This is a genomic window from Streptomyces sp. YIM 130001, assembly GCF_003574445.1.
Classification (GTDB): domain Bacteria; phylum Actinomycetota; class Actinomycetes; order Streptomycetales; family Streptomycetaceae; genus Streptomyces.
In genome coordinates this window covers 18,348-33,033 of the sequence record NZ_KZ984573.1, presented here as the reverse complement: position 1 = coordinate 33,033, position 14,686 = coordinate 18,348, and the positions used below count along the sequence as shown (strand labels likewise).

The 14,686-nt window shown below is 72.1% G+C and carries 10 protein-coding genes; 1 reads left to right on the top strand and 9 read right to left on the bottom strand.

Annotation, left to right across the window (positions count from 1 at the left end):
• Positions 1-17 precede the first annotated feature (17 nt).
• The 3 genes from DSC45_RS32670 to proB form a co-directional block, all read right to left on the bottom strand.
• A complete protein-coding gene (locus tag DSC45_RS32670) occupies positions 18-1,310 on the bottom strand; it encodes a glutamate-5-semialdehyde dehydrogenase (RefSeq protein ID WP_119295644.1) in 1,293 nt (430 codons plus the stop codon).
• Positions 1,311-1,416: 106 nt separating this feature from the next.
• Complete coding sequence (locus tag DSC45_RS32665; RefSeq protein ID WP_119295643.1) at positions 1,417-1,872, bottom strand: hypothetical protein; 456 nt, start codon at positions 1,870-1,872, stop codon at positions 1,417-1,419.
• Positions 1,873-2,128: 256 nt separating this feature from the next.
• Entirely contained in the window at positions 2,129-3,259 is a 1,131-nt protein-coding gene (gene proB / locus DSC45_RS32660) for a glutamate 5-kinase (protein ID WP_119295687.1), read from the bottom strand.
• 506 nt (positions 3,260-3,765) lie between these two features.
• Here proB and DSC45_RS32655 point away from each other — a divergent pair.
• On the top strand, positions 3,766-5,856 hold the full coding sequence (locus DSC45_RS32655; RefSeq protein ID WP_119295642.1) for a hypothetical protein: 2,091 nt from the start codon (positions 3,766-3,768) through the stop codon (positions 5,854-5,856).
• 117 nt (positions 5,857-5,973) lie between these two features.
• On the opposite strand, the gene obgE is transcribed toward DSC45_RS32655, so the two are convergent.
• The 6 genes from obgE to DSC45_RS32625 all read right to left on the bottom strand — a co-directional run bounded on the left by obgE (position 5,974) and on the right by DSC45_RS32625 (position 14,643).
• Positions 5,974-7,410, bottom strand: a complete 1,437-nt coding sequence (gene obgE / locus DSC45_RS32650) for a GTPase ObgE (RefSeq protein WP_119295641.1) — start codon at positions 7,408-7,410, stop codon at positions 5,974-5,976.
• A 154-nt stretch (positions 7,411-7,564) separates the two neighbouring features.
• Positions 7,565-7,822 (bottom strand): 50S ribosomal protein L27, encoded by a 258-nt coding sequence (gene rpmA / locus DSC45_RS32645; RefSeq protein WP_119295640.1) that lies wholly within the window; start codon positions 7,820-7,822, stop codon positions 7,565-7,567.
• Between the two features lie 14 nt (positions 7,823-7,836).
• Positions 7,837-8,157 (bottom strand): 50S ribosomal protein L21, encoded by a 321-nt coding sequence (gene rplU, locus DSC45_RS32640; protein ID WP_119295639.1) that lies wholly within the window; start codon positions 8,155-8,157, stop codon positions 7,837-7,839.
• A gap of 284 nt (positions 8,158-8,441) precedes the next feature.
• Positions 8,442-12,260 (bottom strand): ribonuclease E/G, encoded by a 3,819-nt coding sequence (locus tag DSC45_RS32635; protein WP_119295638.1) that lies wholly within the window; start codon positions 12,258-12,260, stop codon positions 8,442-8,444.
• 239 nt (positions 12,261-12,499) lie between these two features.
• The gene (locus DSC45_RS32630; protein WP_119295686.1) at positions 12,500-13,345 is read right to left on the bottom strand and encodes a TIGR03936 family radical SAM-associated protein; all 846 of its coding nucleotides are present in this window, start codon (positions 13,343-13,345) and stop codon (positions 12,500-12,502) included.
• Between the two features lie 116 nt (positions 13,346-13,461).
• Positions 13,462-14,643 (bottom strand): hypothetical protein, encoded by a 1,182-nt coding sequence (locus DSC45_RS32625; RefSeq protein WP_346426696.1) that lies wholly within the window; start codon positions 14,641-14,643, stop codon positions 13,462-13,464.
• Positions 14,644-14,686 lie beyond the last annotated feature (43 nt).

The following is a 14,686-nucleotide window of genomic DNA, read 5'->3' as shown; positions in this document are numbered from 1 at the left end:
GCGGCGCGGTGTGCGGGTCAGCGCACGTGTCCGTCGCCGGTGACGATGTACTTCGTGGAAGTGAGTTCGGGCAGTCCCATCGGTCCGCGGGCGTGCAGCTTCTGCGTGGAGATCCCGATCTCGGCGCCGAAGCCGAACTGGCCGCCGTCGGTGAACCGCGTCGAGGCGTTCACGGCGACCGTGGTGGAGTCGACGAGCTGGGTGAAGCGGCGGGCCGCCTGCTGCGAGGTCGTCACGATCGCCTCGGTGTGACCGGAGGTCCACAGCCGGATGTGCTCCACGGCCCGGTCGAGCGAGTCGACGACCCCGGCCGCGATGTCGTACGAGAGGTACTCGGTCTCCCAGTCGTCGGGAGTCGCCGGGACCACGGTGGCCTTGCTCCCCTCCGCGGCCGCGACGACCCGCTCGTCGCCGTGCACGGTGACGCCGGCCTCGGCGAGCGCCTCGAGGGCGCGCGGCAGGAAGGCGTCGGCGATGTCCTGGTGGACGAGGAGGGTCTCGGCCGCGTTGCACACGCTGGGCCGCTGGGCCTTGGAGTTGACGAGGATCTCGACGGCCATGTCGAGGTCGGCCTGGGCGTCGACGTACACGTGGCAGTTGCCGGTGCCGGTCTCGATCACCGGCACGGTCGACTGCTCGACGACAGTGCGGATCAGGGAGGCGCCGCCGCGCGGGATGAGGACGTCCACGAGGCCGCGGGCGCGCATCAGCTCGGTCACGGAGTCGCGGGACTCCCCCGGCACCAGTTGCACGACGTCGGCGGGCAGGCCCGCGCCGCCCACCGCGTCGCGGACCACGCGGACCAGGGCGGTGTTCGAGTCGTAGGCGGAGGACGAGCCGCGCAGCAGCACCGCGTTGCCCGACTTCAGGCACAGGGCGGCGGCGTCCACCGTGACGTTGGGCCGGGCCTCGTAGATGATGCCGACCACACCGAGCGGGACCCGGACCTGGCGCAGGTCGATGCCGTTGGGCAGGGTCGAGCCGCGGACCACCTCGCCGACGGGGTCGGGCAGGGCGACGACGTCGCGTACGTCGGCGGCGATGGCGCGGACCCGCTCGGGGGTGAGCGTGAGGCGGTCGACGACGGTGTCGCTGGTGCCGGCCTCCTTGGCCCTGGCCACGTCTTTCGCATTGGCCTCGACGATCTCCCTGGTCCGCACCTCGAGGGCGTCGGCGATGGCCAGGAGCGCGTCGTCCTTGACGGACCGCGGCATCGGGGCGAGGTCGGCGGCGGCGGACCTGGCCCGGTAGGCGGCCTGGGCGACCGGCGTCATGTTGTCGTACGGGGAGACCGGGATGGGCGACGTCATGACCGCAGGGTAGCCGGGCTGCCGGGGGCGTCCAGAGGGTGTTCCGCACTCCGAGACATCGGCACGGGCCCGGGGTGTACGGAGGCCATGTGGTGGGCGACTCGGCTCAAAAGGGGTGCACGCCGACCGGGGCCGCCGGCGGCGGACCGTAGCCTTCCGCGATGCGCTGGTGATACGTGTCGCGGTCGATGACCTCGAGGCCGACGATCTCCCAGGGCGGGAGCCCGGCGCTGAGCCGGTGCTCGCCCCACAGGCGCAGCGCGACGGCCGCCGCGTCGTGCAGGTCCCTGGCCTCTTCCCAGTAGCGGATCTCCGCGTGGTCGGCCGCGTAACGGCTGGTCAGCAGGAACGGGTGGTCATGCGCCAGCTGCTCGAGGCCGCGCCGGATGTCGGGCAGCGGCGCGGCGGGACCCGAGACGCTCAGCGTGACGTGCCAGAGCCGGGGCAGGTCCACCGGCTCGAGCCGCTCGTCGTCCGCGAACTCCTGGCCCGCCGTCACGCTGGTCAGCGCTCGTTCGGCGGGCACACCTCGGGCTGCCGCCCCAGGGCGCACTCGTCTCACGGCGGCCTCCTGTCAAGCTCTGGTCGTGCGAAAGTTACCCCCGAGACAAAGTTGACCAGGCGACGAGGGCGCGCGTGACGGTTTTGCGGAAGGTCCCTCGCCGGGGGCTGTTGTTTCGGCCGCTTTACGACACGGTCGGGGCAACCCGCGGACGCTTCTTGCGGATCGGCTCATTCCGGAAACCGTGAGGCCGACGGCGCGCGGCGACCAGCGGCTCGCGGGGGCCCCGACCACCGCCGTCGCCGTCACATCGCCTTCACTTCGTCAGGACGACCAGATCGTCCCGGTGCACGACCTCACGCTCGTACGCGGGACCCAGCTCCCGGGCCAGATCGCGCGTGGAACGGCCGATCAGCTGGGGGATCTCCTTGGCGTCGAAGTTGACGAGCCCCCGCGCGACCGCCCGCCCGGCCAGATCCCGCAGCTCCACGGGATCCCCGGCGGAGAACTCGCCCTCCACCGCCCTGATCCCGGCGGGCAGCAGCGAGGTGCGGCGCTCGGTGACCGCGTGCACCGCGCCGTCGTCGAGCGTGAGCGCGCCCTGCGGGGTCGAGGCGTGCTGCAGCCAGAGCAGCCGGTCGGCGGAGCGGCGCCCGGTGGGGTGGAAGTGCGTACCGGTGGCGCGGCCCGCGAGCGCGTCCGCGGCGTGCACGGCCGAGGTCAGCACCACGGAGATGCCTGCCGCGGCCGCGATCCCGGCCGCCTCGACCTTGGTCACCATGCCGCCGGTGCCGACACCGGCCCGCCCCGAGCTGCCGATCTGCACGCCGTCCAGGTCGGCCGGGCTGCGCACCTCCTCGATTCGGCTGCTGCCCGGCAGCGAGGGGTCTCCGTCGTAGAGACCGTCCACATCGGACAGGAGCACCAGGAGGTCGGCGCGGACCAGGTGGGCGACGAGGGCGGCGAGCCGGTCGTTGTCGCCGAAGCGGATCTCGTCGGTGGCCACGGTGTCGTTCTCGTTGACCACCGGCAGGGCGCCCATGGCCAGGAGCTGGTCGAAGGTGCGCGAGGCGTTGCGGTGGTGGGCGCGTCTGGCCATGTCGTCGCTGGTGAGCAGGACCTGGCCGACCCGTACGCCGTACCGCGCGAAGGAGGCGGTGTAGCGGGCGACGAGCAGCCCCTGGCCGACGCTGGCCGCGGCCTGCTGGCGGGCCAGGTCGCGGGGGCGCCGGATCAGCCCGAGCGGCGCGAGTCCGGCGGCGATGGCCCCGGAGGAGACGAGCAGGATCTCCCGGCTGCCGTCGTCGGGCGCCCCTGCCGCGGTCCGATCGCGCGCCTTGGCGAGGACGTCGACCAGGGCGTCCACGCGGTCCGCGTCCAGGCCGCCCGCGGCGGTGGTCAGCGACGAGGAGCCGACCTTGACGACGATGCGACGGGCCTCGCGCACGGCCTGGCGGTCGCACGGTCGGGCGGCCTCGACCGCGTCCGATCCGATGACTGCCTCGTTCTGCCCTGCGCCCGACACGTACGTCCCCCATGGTCACGACCTGCTGGAATCCGCAGCGATGTCCGCTTGCGGAGCGGTGTCAGCAATCTACGCGAGCACCGCGCGCGACCGCTCCCGCATTCCGAGGGGCGGAACGCCAGGGCCGCAGCGCGCGGGTGCGCAGGTCGGAGGCTCCCCGGCGTACGATCCGGAATGTGGCACACCTCACGCATCAACCAGCCGTCGGCCAGGACGTGTTGAGGTTCATAGCGTTTGCCCCTTTATCTCATGATTCCGCTGACTGAAGATTGCTACAGAGACCGCGATAGCCATACGGTCAGGGGTCGGCCTTCCCCACCAAGGCCCGAGGATGTTTCGAAGGTCCCGACCGCGCCCCCACGCCGTCGGCCCCCGCAGCACCCCCGAGTAAGACCCGCCCCCCAGCCAACTTGCCAGGAGCCCAGCCCGTGCCCTCAGCCGGACTCGCCCCCCGCCGCATCGTGCAGCTGCTTGCCCTGTTCTCGATGTTCGTGCTCTTCACGGCACAGCTCGCAGGCGCCCTGCTGCCGAATCTGCCGGTCTTCGTGATCGCCTCCGCCGGCGGGCTCGCCCTCGACACCTACCTGCAGTACCGGCAGCCCGGTCTGCTCGCACTCCTGGGCAAGATCCGTTTCGACGTCACGGTCCGCCAGCTCCTGCGCGACATGCTGATTCTGGTCGGCCTGCTGCGACTGCCCGGCATCAATCCGCTGCACGAGCAGGCGCCGCTCACCATCTCGCTGCTCGCCTTCTTCCTGCTGCACTTCATCTGCCAGGCGCTGGCGGTCCTCGTCCGCCGCAGCCGCCAGCTGCCGCTCGTGACGCGGAACATCGACGCATCCGAGCTGCACCTCACCCAGTCACCGCCGCGCATCCTGGCCCGCCGCCAGGCGCACCGGCTGCTGCTGTTCTCGGCGCCCGCGACCGTCGGTCTGCTCGTCTCGGCGCTCACCAAGACCGTGCACGGCGGTGCGGTCGGCGTCGGCATCTCGCTCGCCGCGATGCTGGTCGGCACCGTCCACCTGGCCACCTGGCTGCTCCCCGGCAAGCGCGCGGCGAGCGACAAGGTGGTCATGGAGTGGTTCGACCAGTGGCTGGCCGAGTACCGCCCGACGGTCGCCATGTACTTCTCCGGCGGCACCACCTCCGCGTACCAGGCCAACATGTGGCTCTCCACGCTCTCCCAGCTGGACGGCAAGCCGCTGATCGTGCTCCGTGAGCGGTTCATGGTGCAGAAGATCGACGCCACCGACGTGCCGATCGTCTGCATCCCCAAGGTCGCCAACATGTTCGCGCTCGAGAACTCGACGCTGAAGATGATGCTGCACCCGGCCAACTCGGGTAAGACCTCGCAGGTCCTGCGCATACCGTCCATCAAGCACGCGTTCACCAACCACGGCGAGAGCGACAAGCTCTCCTCCTGCAACCCGTACGCCAAGGCCTACGACGAGGTCTGGGTGGCGGGCCCCGCGGCGCGCGACCGCTACCAGCAGGCCGACATCGGCGTCGACGACCGGGACGTGGTCGAGGTCGGCCGCCCCCAGTTGTCGCCGATCCTGCCGTACACGGGCGCCCCGAAGAGCACGTACACGACCGTGCTCTACGCCCCCACCTGGGAGGGCTGGGACGGGAACCCGGGCAACACCTCGGTCGTTCTCGCCGGCGAGAACATCGTCCGCCACCTGCTCGCCGACGACCACGTCCGGCTGCTGTACAAGCCGCACCCGATGACCGGCTCGGTCGACCCCCGCGCGGGCGAGGCCGACGAGCGCATCCGGGCCATGATCCGTGAGGCGGCCGCGAAGCGGTCCGGTGAGCGCCCGGGTCCCGCGGCCGCGCAGGAGCTCGTCCGGCGCGCCGCCGAGCTCGACAGTCTGACCTCCACGAACTTCCGTACCGGCGCGGACGAGATGGAGCGGATGCTGCTCCAGGGCGTTCCGGACGGCAGCCGGGAGGCCGCCGTGGCCGTCGCCACCGAGGCCTGGGAGGCCGCGTACTGGGCGTCGTTCCCCGAGTGGGAGCACCAGATCATCACCGACGCCCGGCCCGGCATCTTCACCTGCTTCAACCAGGCGGACCTGCTGATCAGCGATGTGTCGAGCGTGGTCTCGGACTACCTGACCAGCGAGAAGCCGTACGCGGTCGCAAACACCTCGGGCATGACCGAGGCCGAGTTCCGCAGCAGTTTCCCGACGGTGAGCGCCGCGACGATCCTGAGCCCGGCCGCCACCGAGATGCCCGGACTGCTCGACACCGTGCGCAACCCGGAGAAGGACCGCCACGCGGCGGCCCGCGCCGAGCTGAAGGAACACCTCCTCGGCCCCGCGGACCCGCCGTCCCTGGTCCGCTTCAACGACGCCGTACGCGCCCTGTGCGCGCGGGCGGACGAACGCCGGGCACGGATGGAGTCCAAGGCCGCGGCGGGCATTCCGACGCAGCGCGAGGCGGAGGCCGACGACGCGGCCGCGGATCTCGACGGCGAGCGCACGGACCCGGCGGAGGACTCGGTCAACGTCTAGAACGCTCCGCACGACAAAGCGCTGGGTCCCGGGGAGATTCTCCTCGGGACCCAGCGCTTTGCTGTCGCTGCCGGGCGACGCCCGCCCCGACGTGTGTCAGCGCGGCGCCGCCACCGCTCAGAACGGCTCGAAGCCGTCGTACTCCTGGTCCGCCTCGTCCCGCTCCGCCTGCTTGTCGCGGCGGCGCGTGGCGGCCGGCCGCGGGGCCTCGAGGCGGTGGTCCTCGCCGCGGCGGCCGAGCATCTCGGCGCCGGCGAGCACGGTGGGCTCCCAGTCGAAGACCACCGCGTTGTCCTCGGGGCCGATGGCGACGCCGTCGCCGGAGCGGGCGCCCGCCTTCAGCAGGTCGTCCTCGACGCCGAGGCGGCTCAGACGGTCGGCGAGGTAGCCGACGGCCTCGTCGTTGTTGAAGTCGGTCTGGTGGACCCAGCGCTCCGGCTTCTCACCGCGCACGCGGTAGAGGCCGTCCTCCTCGCGGGTCACCGTGTATCCGGCGTCGTCCACGGCCTTCGGGCGGATGACGATGCGGGTCGCCTCCTCCTTGGGCTTGGCGGCCCGCGCCTTGGCGACCAACTCCGCGAGTGCGAAGGAGAGTTCCTTGAGACCGGTGTGCGCCACGGCGGACGCCGCGAACACCTTGTACCCCCGGGCCTCCAGGTCCGGCCGGACCATCTCGGCGAGGTCCTTGCCGTCGGGTACGTCGATCTTGTTGAGGACGACCAGACGCGGGCGGTCGCCGAGACCGCCGTACTCGTTCAGCTCGTCCTCGATCGCGTCGAGGTCGGACAGCGGGTCGCGGTCGGACTCCAGCGTCGCGGTGTCCAGGACGTGCACGAGGACACTGCAGCGCTCGACGTGCCGCAGGAACTCGAGGCCGAGCCCCCTGCCCTGGCTGGCGCCGGGGATGAGACCGGGCACGTCGGCAACGGTGAAGACGGTCGAACCGCCCGTCACCACACCGAGGTTGGGCACCAGCGTCGTGAAGGGATAGTCGGCGATCTTCGGCTTGGCTGCACTGAGCACCGAGATCAGCGAGGACTTGCCCGCGCTCGGGTATCCCACCAGTGCCACGTCGGCGACGGTCTTCAGCTCGAGGACCACGTCCCCGCCTCGGCCGGGCTCACCGAGCAGCGCGAAGCCGGGGGCCTTGCGGCGGGCCGAGGCGAGCGCGGCGTTGCCGAGCCCGCCGCGGCCTCCCTGGGCGGCGACGTAGCTGGTGCCCTCGCCGATCAGGTCCGCGAGGACGTTCCCGTCCTTGTCCAGGACGACGGTGCCGTCAGGGACCGCGAGGACGAGGTCCTCGCCGTCCTTGCCCGAGCGGTTGCCGCCCTCGCCCGGCTTGCCGTTGGTGGCCTTGCGGTGCGGGCTGTGGTGATAGTCGAGCAGAGTCGTCACGGACTGGTCGACGACCAGCATGACGTCACCGCCACGGCCGCCGTTCCCGCCGTCCGGGCCGCCGAGCGGCTTGAACTTCTCCCGGTGTACGGAGGCACAGCCGTGGCCTCCGTTACCCGCGGCGATATGCAGCTCGACGCGGTCCACGAAGGTGGTCATGGTGGGGTGCCTCCTGGGGGTCCCTCCGGCCGACGGCCCGAGGTGTACGGAATGGTCTTACTCGTAACACGCCGAGGGCGGACCCGCTTCCCGTACGGAGTCCGTACGGGAAGCGAGGTCCGCCCTCGGAGAGAACCGCTCTACGGGACCGAGATTATTCGGCGACCGGAACGATGTTGACGACCTTGCGGCCGCGGTGGGTACCGAACTCCACGGCGCCGGCGGCAAGCGCGAACAGCGTGTCGTCCTTGCCACGGCCGACGGCGTCGCCCGGGTGGAAGTGGGTGCCACGCTGGCGGACGATGATCTCACCGGCGTTGACGAGCTGACCGCCGAAGCGCTTCACTCCGAGCCGCTGAGCATTGGAATCGCGACCGTTCCGAGTGGACGATGCGCCCTTCTTGTGTGCCATGTCTCCTCAGTCCCTTACTTCGCAGCCGTGGGGATCTCAGTGACCTTGATCGCCGTGTACTGCTGGCGGTGGCCCTGACGACGGCGGTAGCCGGTCTTGTTCTTGTAGCGAAGGATGTCGATCTTCGCGCCCTTGTGGTGGTCGACGACCTCGGCCGCGACCTTGATGCCGGCCAGCACCCACGGGTCGCTGGTCACGGACTCGCCGTCGACAACGAGCAGGGTAGAGAGCTCTACCGTGTCGCCAACCTGGGCGGTGGAAATCTTGTCAACCTCAACGATGTCGCCGACAGCTACCTTGTGCTGGCGACCACCGCTGCGCACGATGGCGTACACGCGGACTCTCTTTCGCTCGGAACGGAACCCCTGATGCCAGCCGCTCACGCGGTCCCCGGGGGAACCGACGATCCGGATTGGACGAGCGGCCTCTCCCGGCGGAGCGGGAGGGAGGTGCTCAGGGGCGCGGCGTAATCACACACCGACGCCCAAGATTACGGGGCCTCGGCCGAAAGGGTCAAACCAGCCCCCGCGGGCTCGTCCGCGGGGGACGGGCCCCGCACACCAGGACGCCCTCCGCCCGGCGGCATCGCCGGGCGGAGGGCGTCCTCGTGACGTACGGGTCAGGCGTTCTCGGCCGGGGCGGAAACGCCCGACGCCGGCGGCTGCTCGGCCGCAGCGGTCTTCTTCGCCTTGGTCGCCTTCTTCGCCGTCGTCGTCTTCTTGGCTGCCGTCGTCGTCTTCTTGGCCGCGGTCTTCTTTGTCGCGGCCTTCTTGGCGGTGGCCTTCTTGACGGTCTTGCGGGCCGCCTTCTTGGCCGGAGCGGCCTCGTCGGCAGCGTCGCCTTCCGCCTCGTCGCCCGGACCGGAGGCGACGACCACCACGGCCGCGTCCTCCGCCGAGGTGGGCGCGGCGGCCTTGCGTACGGCACGGCGACGCGGACGCGCGGCGGGCTCCTTCACAGCGGCGGGCTCGGCCACGGGGGCCTCCACCGGAGCTGCGGCCGCGGGCTCGGCCACCGGAGCCTCGGGCGCGGGCGCCTCGACGGTCACGGTCGCGGGGGCCTCGTCTGCCGCCTTCGGGGACCCGGCGGGAGCCGAGGCCTTCCGCGAGGCACGACGCCGCGTACGGGGCGCCGGCGCGGCCTCGACGGTCTCCGGGACGGCAGGCGCCGCTTCCTGGACCGCCTCCGGCTCATCGGCCGGCGCCTCGACCACCGCGGCAGGCGCTTCCTCCGCCTGCTTCGGGGACCCGGCCGGAGCCGAGGCCTTCCGCGAGGCACGACGGCGCGAACGACCGCCCCGGCCGGCTGCGGCCTCCGCCTCGGCGGCACTGCCGTACAGCTCCTCGTCCGGCTTGAAGTCCGGCTCGGCGAGCTTCACCGGCGCCGCGGCCTCGGCCGCGACCTCCGCCTCGGTCTCCGGCTCGGGCTCGGCCTTGGACTTCGCGGCGTCGTCCTTGGTGTGCTCGTGCGTGTGCTCCTGCGCCTGGTCGCCGCCGCGGCCGCGCTTCTTGGACCGCTTGCCGCCGTTCCCGCTCCCGTTCCCGGAAGAGGTCGGCTGCTCCATGTGCACGATGACGCCGCGGCCGTTGCAGTGCACGCAGGTCTCGGAGAACGACTCGAGCAGACCCTGGCCGACCCGCTTACGGGTCATCTGGATCAGACCGAGCGAGGTCACCTCGGCGACCTGGTGCTTGGTCCGGTCGCGGCCCAGGCACTCGAGCAGCCGCCGCATCACCAGGTCCCGGTTCGACTCCAGGACCATGTCGATGAAGTCGATGACGACGATGCCGCCGAGGTCGCGCAGACGCAGCTGCCTGACGATCTCCTCGGCCGCCTCCAGGTTGTTCCTGGTGACGGTCTCCTCGAGGTTGCCGCCCTGACCGGTGAACTTGCCGGTGTTGACGTCGATCACGATCATCGCTTCGGTCTTGTCGATGACCAGAGAGCCACCGCTCGGCAGCCAGACCTTGCGGTCCAGCGCCTTCATCAGCTGCTCGTCGATGCGGTACGTGGCGAAGACGTCGACCTCGGAGGTCCACTTCTGCAGCCGGTCCACCAGGTCCGGTGCCACGTGCGAGACGTATCCGTGGATGGTCTCCCAGGCGGTCTCGCCGCTGACGATGACCTTGGTGAAGTCCTCGTTGAAGATGTCGCGTACGACGCGGACCGTCATGTCCGGCTCGCCGTACAGCAGAGTCGGCGCGTTGCCGGTCTTCGACTTCTTCCGGATCTCCTCCCACTGCGCCTGCAGTCGCTCGACGTCGCGGCGCAGCTCGTCCTCGCTCGCACCCTCGGCGGCGGTGCGCACGATGACACCCGCGTCCTCGGGGACGATCTTCTTGAGGATGGTCTTCAGGCGCGCCCGCTCGGTGTCCGGCAGCTTGCGGCTGATGCCGGTCATCGAGCCCTCGGGCACGTAGACCAGGTACCGGCCGGGCAGCGAGACCTGACTGGTCAGGCGGGCGCCCTTGTGGCCGATCGGGTCCTTGGTGACCTGCACCAGCACGGACTGGCCGGACTTGAGGGCGGTCTCGATGCGGCGCGGCCCGTTGGCCATGCCGAGCGCCTCGAAGTTGACCTCGCCGGCGTAGAGCACGGCGTTGCGGCCCTTGCCGATGTCGATGAAGGCGGCCTCCATCGACGGCAGGACGTTCTGCACCTTGCCCAGGTAGACGTTGCCGACGTACGAGGTCGACTGCTCCTTGTTGACGTAGTGCTCGACCAGGACGTCGTCCTCGAGGACACCGATCTGGGTGCGCTCGCCGTTCTCGCGCACGACCATCACGCGCTCGACGGCCTCGCGGCGGGCCAGGAACTCGGCCTCGGTGATGATCGGCACCCTGCGGCGGCCCTGCTCGCGGCCTTCGCGGCGACGCTGCTTCTTGGCCTCGAGGCGGGTCGAGCCCTTGATGGACTGCACCTCGTCGGACGCCTCGGACTTGGGCCGCGGCTCACGGACCTTGACGACCGTACGCTCGGGGTCGCCGTCGCCCGGCTCGCTGTCCTGACCCGAGTCGCCGGCCCGGCGGCGACGCCGCCTGCGACGACGGCTGCTGCTGGAGCCGCTCGACTCGGAACGGTCCTCGTCCCCGGCCTCGGACTGCCCCTTGGCGTCATCCTCGGACTCGGTCTGCTCGTCGGAGGCCTCGGCGTCGTCGCTCTCGTCCTGCGCCTCTCCGCCCTCGCCGTCCCCTGCCTCACCACGACGACGGCGACGGCCACCGCGGCGACGGCGACGGCCCTGTCGGCCGCCCTGCTCGTCGCCGTCCTCGCCGTCGTGCTGCTCGGCGGCCTCGGGCTCGTCCTCGGCCTGCGCCTCGTCGGCGCGCTCTTCCGTGGTCTCCTGCGGCTCCGGCCGGCTCGGCGCGGGGCTCTCGGCCTGCTCGGCGCGGCGACGGCGGCGACGGCGCGGGGTCGTCTCCTCCTCGGCGGGCTCCTCGGCCGGTTCCTGAGCGGCCTCGGCGGCAGCGGCAGCGGCCGCGCGCTCGGGGGTCTGGAACATCGGCTCGGTGAACACGGGCGCCTGGAACACGGCCACGGCGGGCCGCTTCTGCTTGCCGCGGCCCCCGGACTTCTCCTCGGCCTCGGCGGTCTCGCCGTTGCCGCCGGTCTCGGCCGCGCGGCTGCCCGGCTCGGGCGCGGTGAACATCGACGCGGACTTGCGGGACGAACGGCGGCGGCCGCGGCGGCCACCGGTCTCGGCCTCCGCGTCCTGCTCGGCGGCGGGCGCTTCTGCCTGGGCGGCGGTCTCGGACTTGGCGGCAGCCTCGGGCTCAGCGGCGGTCTCGACGGCCTCCGGCGCTCCGGCGGGCGATTCGGCCCGACGGCCGGAACGGCGGCGCGAACGGCCTCGGGGGGCGGGGTCCTCGTCGGCGGCGGCCGACGCCGGCTCGGCGGGCGCGGTCGGGGCCTCGGCGCGGACCGGCTCGGCGGCACTCGGCGCGTTTTCGTCCTCGCCGGAAGCGGTCGGCGTACCGGCGGGCGCCGTCACCTTCCGGGTGGCACGGCGACGGCTGCGCTTAGGCGCCGCGTCGTCCGCGGGTTCGGTGTCCTGGGGGGCGCTCGCCACGGCCACGGGCTCGTCCGGTACGGACGGGACGGGCTCGGCGGGCGCGTTGTCCGCCGCGCGCGGCGCACCGGCCGGGGCGCTGGCCCTGCGGGTGGCACGGCGGCGCGTACGCGCGGGCTCCACCACGGGTTCGGCGGCGGCCGGGGCGGAGTCGCCGCCGTCGGTGGAGACGTCCTCGGTCTCTTCCGGGGTCTCCTGAAGCTCCTCGTCGGCCTGCGGTGCGGCTGCGGTGCCGGTATCGGCCGCCACGGGCGGGCCCGCGGGGCGGGAAGCGGCGCGGCGCCTGCGGCGCGGCGGCAGCTTGTCGCCAGGAGCGTCGTTCTGTTCTTCGGCGTCCCCGGTCAGTCCGGGGTCGTTGGACTCGAGCATGCGGGCGGTTCTCCCGTCAGGCTCCCGGGCGCCGCGCCCTGTCGGGTGACGTCCGCGGCCGCCGCGGATTGCGCGGGGCCGCCGTCCGATGGGCGTGGGCGCCGCACGGAAGCTCTCAGTTGTCTAGTCTCGCCGGTTCCCCACGCGATGTACGTACGGCCTGGCGAAAGTCTTGTGGTCAGTGCGCTGCCCGACCCTGGTGGCTCCCGAGTACAAGGGCTGCGCTACGACGTACGTCCCTACGCGGAGCCTTCCGGCACCTGCGCCGCCGCGGCGGTCAGCTCGCCGTCCGCCCGGTCACCGGGTGGATCGGTCTTGACTGCCTCGCGGTCGGGCGCGAGCGGGTCGGTCACCGTGCCGGACTCCTCATCGAAAAGCCCCTGCGCCAGCCTGGTCACCGCTGCGGCGACTGGCGGCGCCAGGTCGGCCACAGCTCGGAGACCGGACAGGACGTCGTCGGGTCGAACGGCAGGCGTCACGTGCCGAACAACCAGGCGCAGTATCGCACAGCGTCCGTGCCCCGGCCTATTGATACGCCCGGCGTCAACGGCTGCCGCATCACCGGCCTCACCAGCACCACCGTCCGGATCCGGACGAACCACCTCGAGTTCCGCGACGGCGGCGCGCGCGTCGAAGCTCCGCATGCCGTTCTTCGTGCGGCGCTCCACCTCGACGGTCTCGGCGGCCAGGAAGGCGGTGGCAGCACGCTCCGCCTCCTCGTCGCCGACCCCGTCGAGCCGGAGCTCCCACACGGAGGCCTGCAGGCGGTCCGCCAGGCCCGAGGTCCGGGCCTCGACCGCGTCGGTGATGTCGATCCCGTCCGGCAGCGAGGCGTCGAGCAGGTGCCTCAGCGGGTCCGGGTCGCGGTGCTCGGTGAGCGCGACCTCCAGGTACTCGGCCTCACTGCCCGTGCCGGTGGGGGCGGCATTGGCGTACGACACCTTGGGGTGCGGTGTGAAACCTGCCGAGTACGCCATCGGCACCTCGGCACGACGCAGGGCGCGCTCGAAGGCGCGCTGGAAGTCGCGGTGGCTGGTGAACCGGAGGCGGCCGCGCTTGGTGTATCGCAGTCGGATGCGCTGCACCGCGGGTGCGGGCGGCGGGCCTTCGGGCTGTCGCTTGCCCAGGGTCAAGTCTCCTTGTGTACGGCGGTCCGGGGACCGCCCCCCGCGTCGGCGGGGCTTTCCACGGCCGGGCCCGGTCACCCCCGCACGGACGGGGAAGGTACGGGCGCGGACCTCTTTTCCAGAGTACGCGGCTCGCCGTCCCCAGGTTCCCGCCGGGGCTCGGAGCCGGCGATCGGCACCTGCGCAGGTACCGGTTTGCCGAAGAGCATGCGCCGCACCTCGGCCCGTGCCTGCCGCGCGTGCTCGGCGGCGGTGGCCGCGGCCTGCCGTGCGGCACGGCCGACGCTCCGCGCCGCCCGGGCGGCCGGACGCCAGACGGCATCCCTGACCAGGTGCCCGACCGGGGTGAGCACGGCCCGGTAGACCCATCGGGCGGGTTCGACGAACGTCCGGCGCAGCAGGCGCGCGAAGAACCTGCCCACCGCGCGAGAAACCCGGCCGGCGGCGCGCCAGGCATGTCCCAGCGCGTCACCGGTCTCCCGCGCCACGACCGCCAGCGCCCTGCCGAGCGGTACGAGAATCCAGCGCCACAGGAAGAGGGCGGGCAGCACGATAAGAATCCGGAGCGTCCAGTACAGGACCGCCCCCACCACCGCGAGCGCCCCCGTGCCGAGCCACCGGCAACCGTGCCCGAACGGGGTGAGCACGCGCGCGTGGACCCACACCACCGGCACCACGATCAACACCCGCCCCAGCCAGGCGAAACCACACCCCACCGGCACCACCACACACCGCCACAACCACACCCACGGGCAGACGAACAACGCCATGCCCAGGTACGAGAGGCCGGTACCGAGCCCTCGGAGTGCCAGGCCCGCCCCTCTCGCCAAGTGACCTCCGAACCAGCCCAGTACGTGCCCGAACGGGGTGAGCACGCGCGCGTGGACCCACACCACCGGCACCACGATCAACACCCGCCCCAGCCAGGCGAAACCACACCCCACCGGCACCACCACACACCGCCACAACCACACCCACGGCCGAACGAACAACGCCCGGCACAGCCACGCGAAGCCGCTCGCGACCGCCCGGGCCAGCCACGCGAAGCCCTGGCCGAAGGGCTTCAGTGCCCGCTGCCACAGAAACACCGCGGGCAGCGCGAACAGCACCCGCCCCAGCCACGCGAGCCCCCGTCCGAACGGCAGCAGCACCGCACGCCCCACGAACCGCCCACCGGACACCACCAGGTCCCAGACCATCCGGACCGGCACGACGAGCACGAGGACGATGATCCGCACCGGCAGCCGGACGGCCACCAGCAGGCATCCTTCACCCCGGTCGGCCTGCTCCCCGGCTGCG

What these genes read in the sequence shown, in the direction of transcription:
- DSC45_RS32635 (WP_119295638.1), bottom strand. Translation starts at nt 12,260, where the DNA reads ATGCTCGAGTCCAACGACCCCGGACTGACCGGGGACGCCGAAGAACAG.
- obgE (WP_119295641.1), bottom strand. Translation starts at nt 7,410, where the DNA reads ATGACCACCTTCGTGGACCGCGTCGAGCTGCATATCGCCGCGGGTAAC.
- rpmA (WP_119295640.1), bottom strand. Translation starts at nt 7,822, where the DNA reads ATGGCACACAAGAAGGGCGCATCGTCCACTCGGAACGGTCGCGATTCC.
- DSC45_RS32670 (WP_119295644.1), bottom strand. Translation starts at nt 1,310, where the DNA reads ATGACGTCGCCCATCCCGGTCTCCCCGTACGACAACATGACGCCGGTC.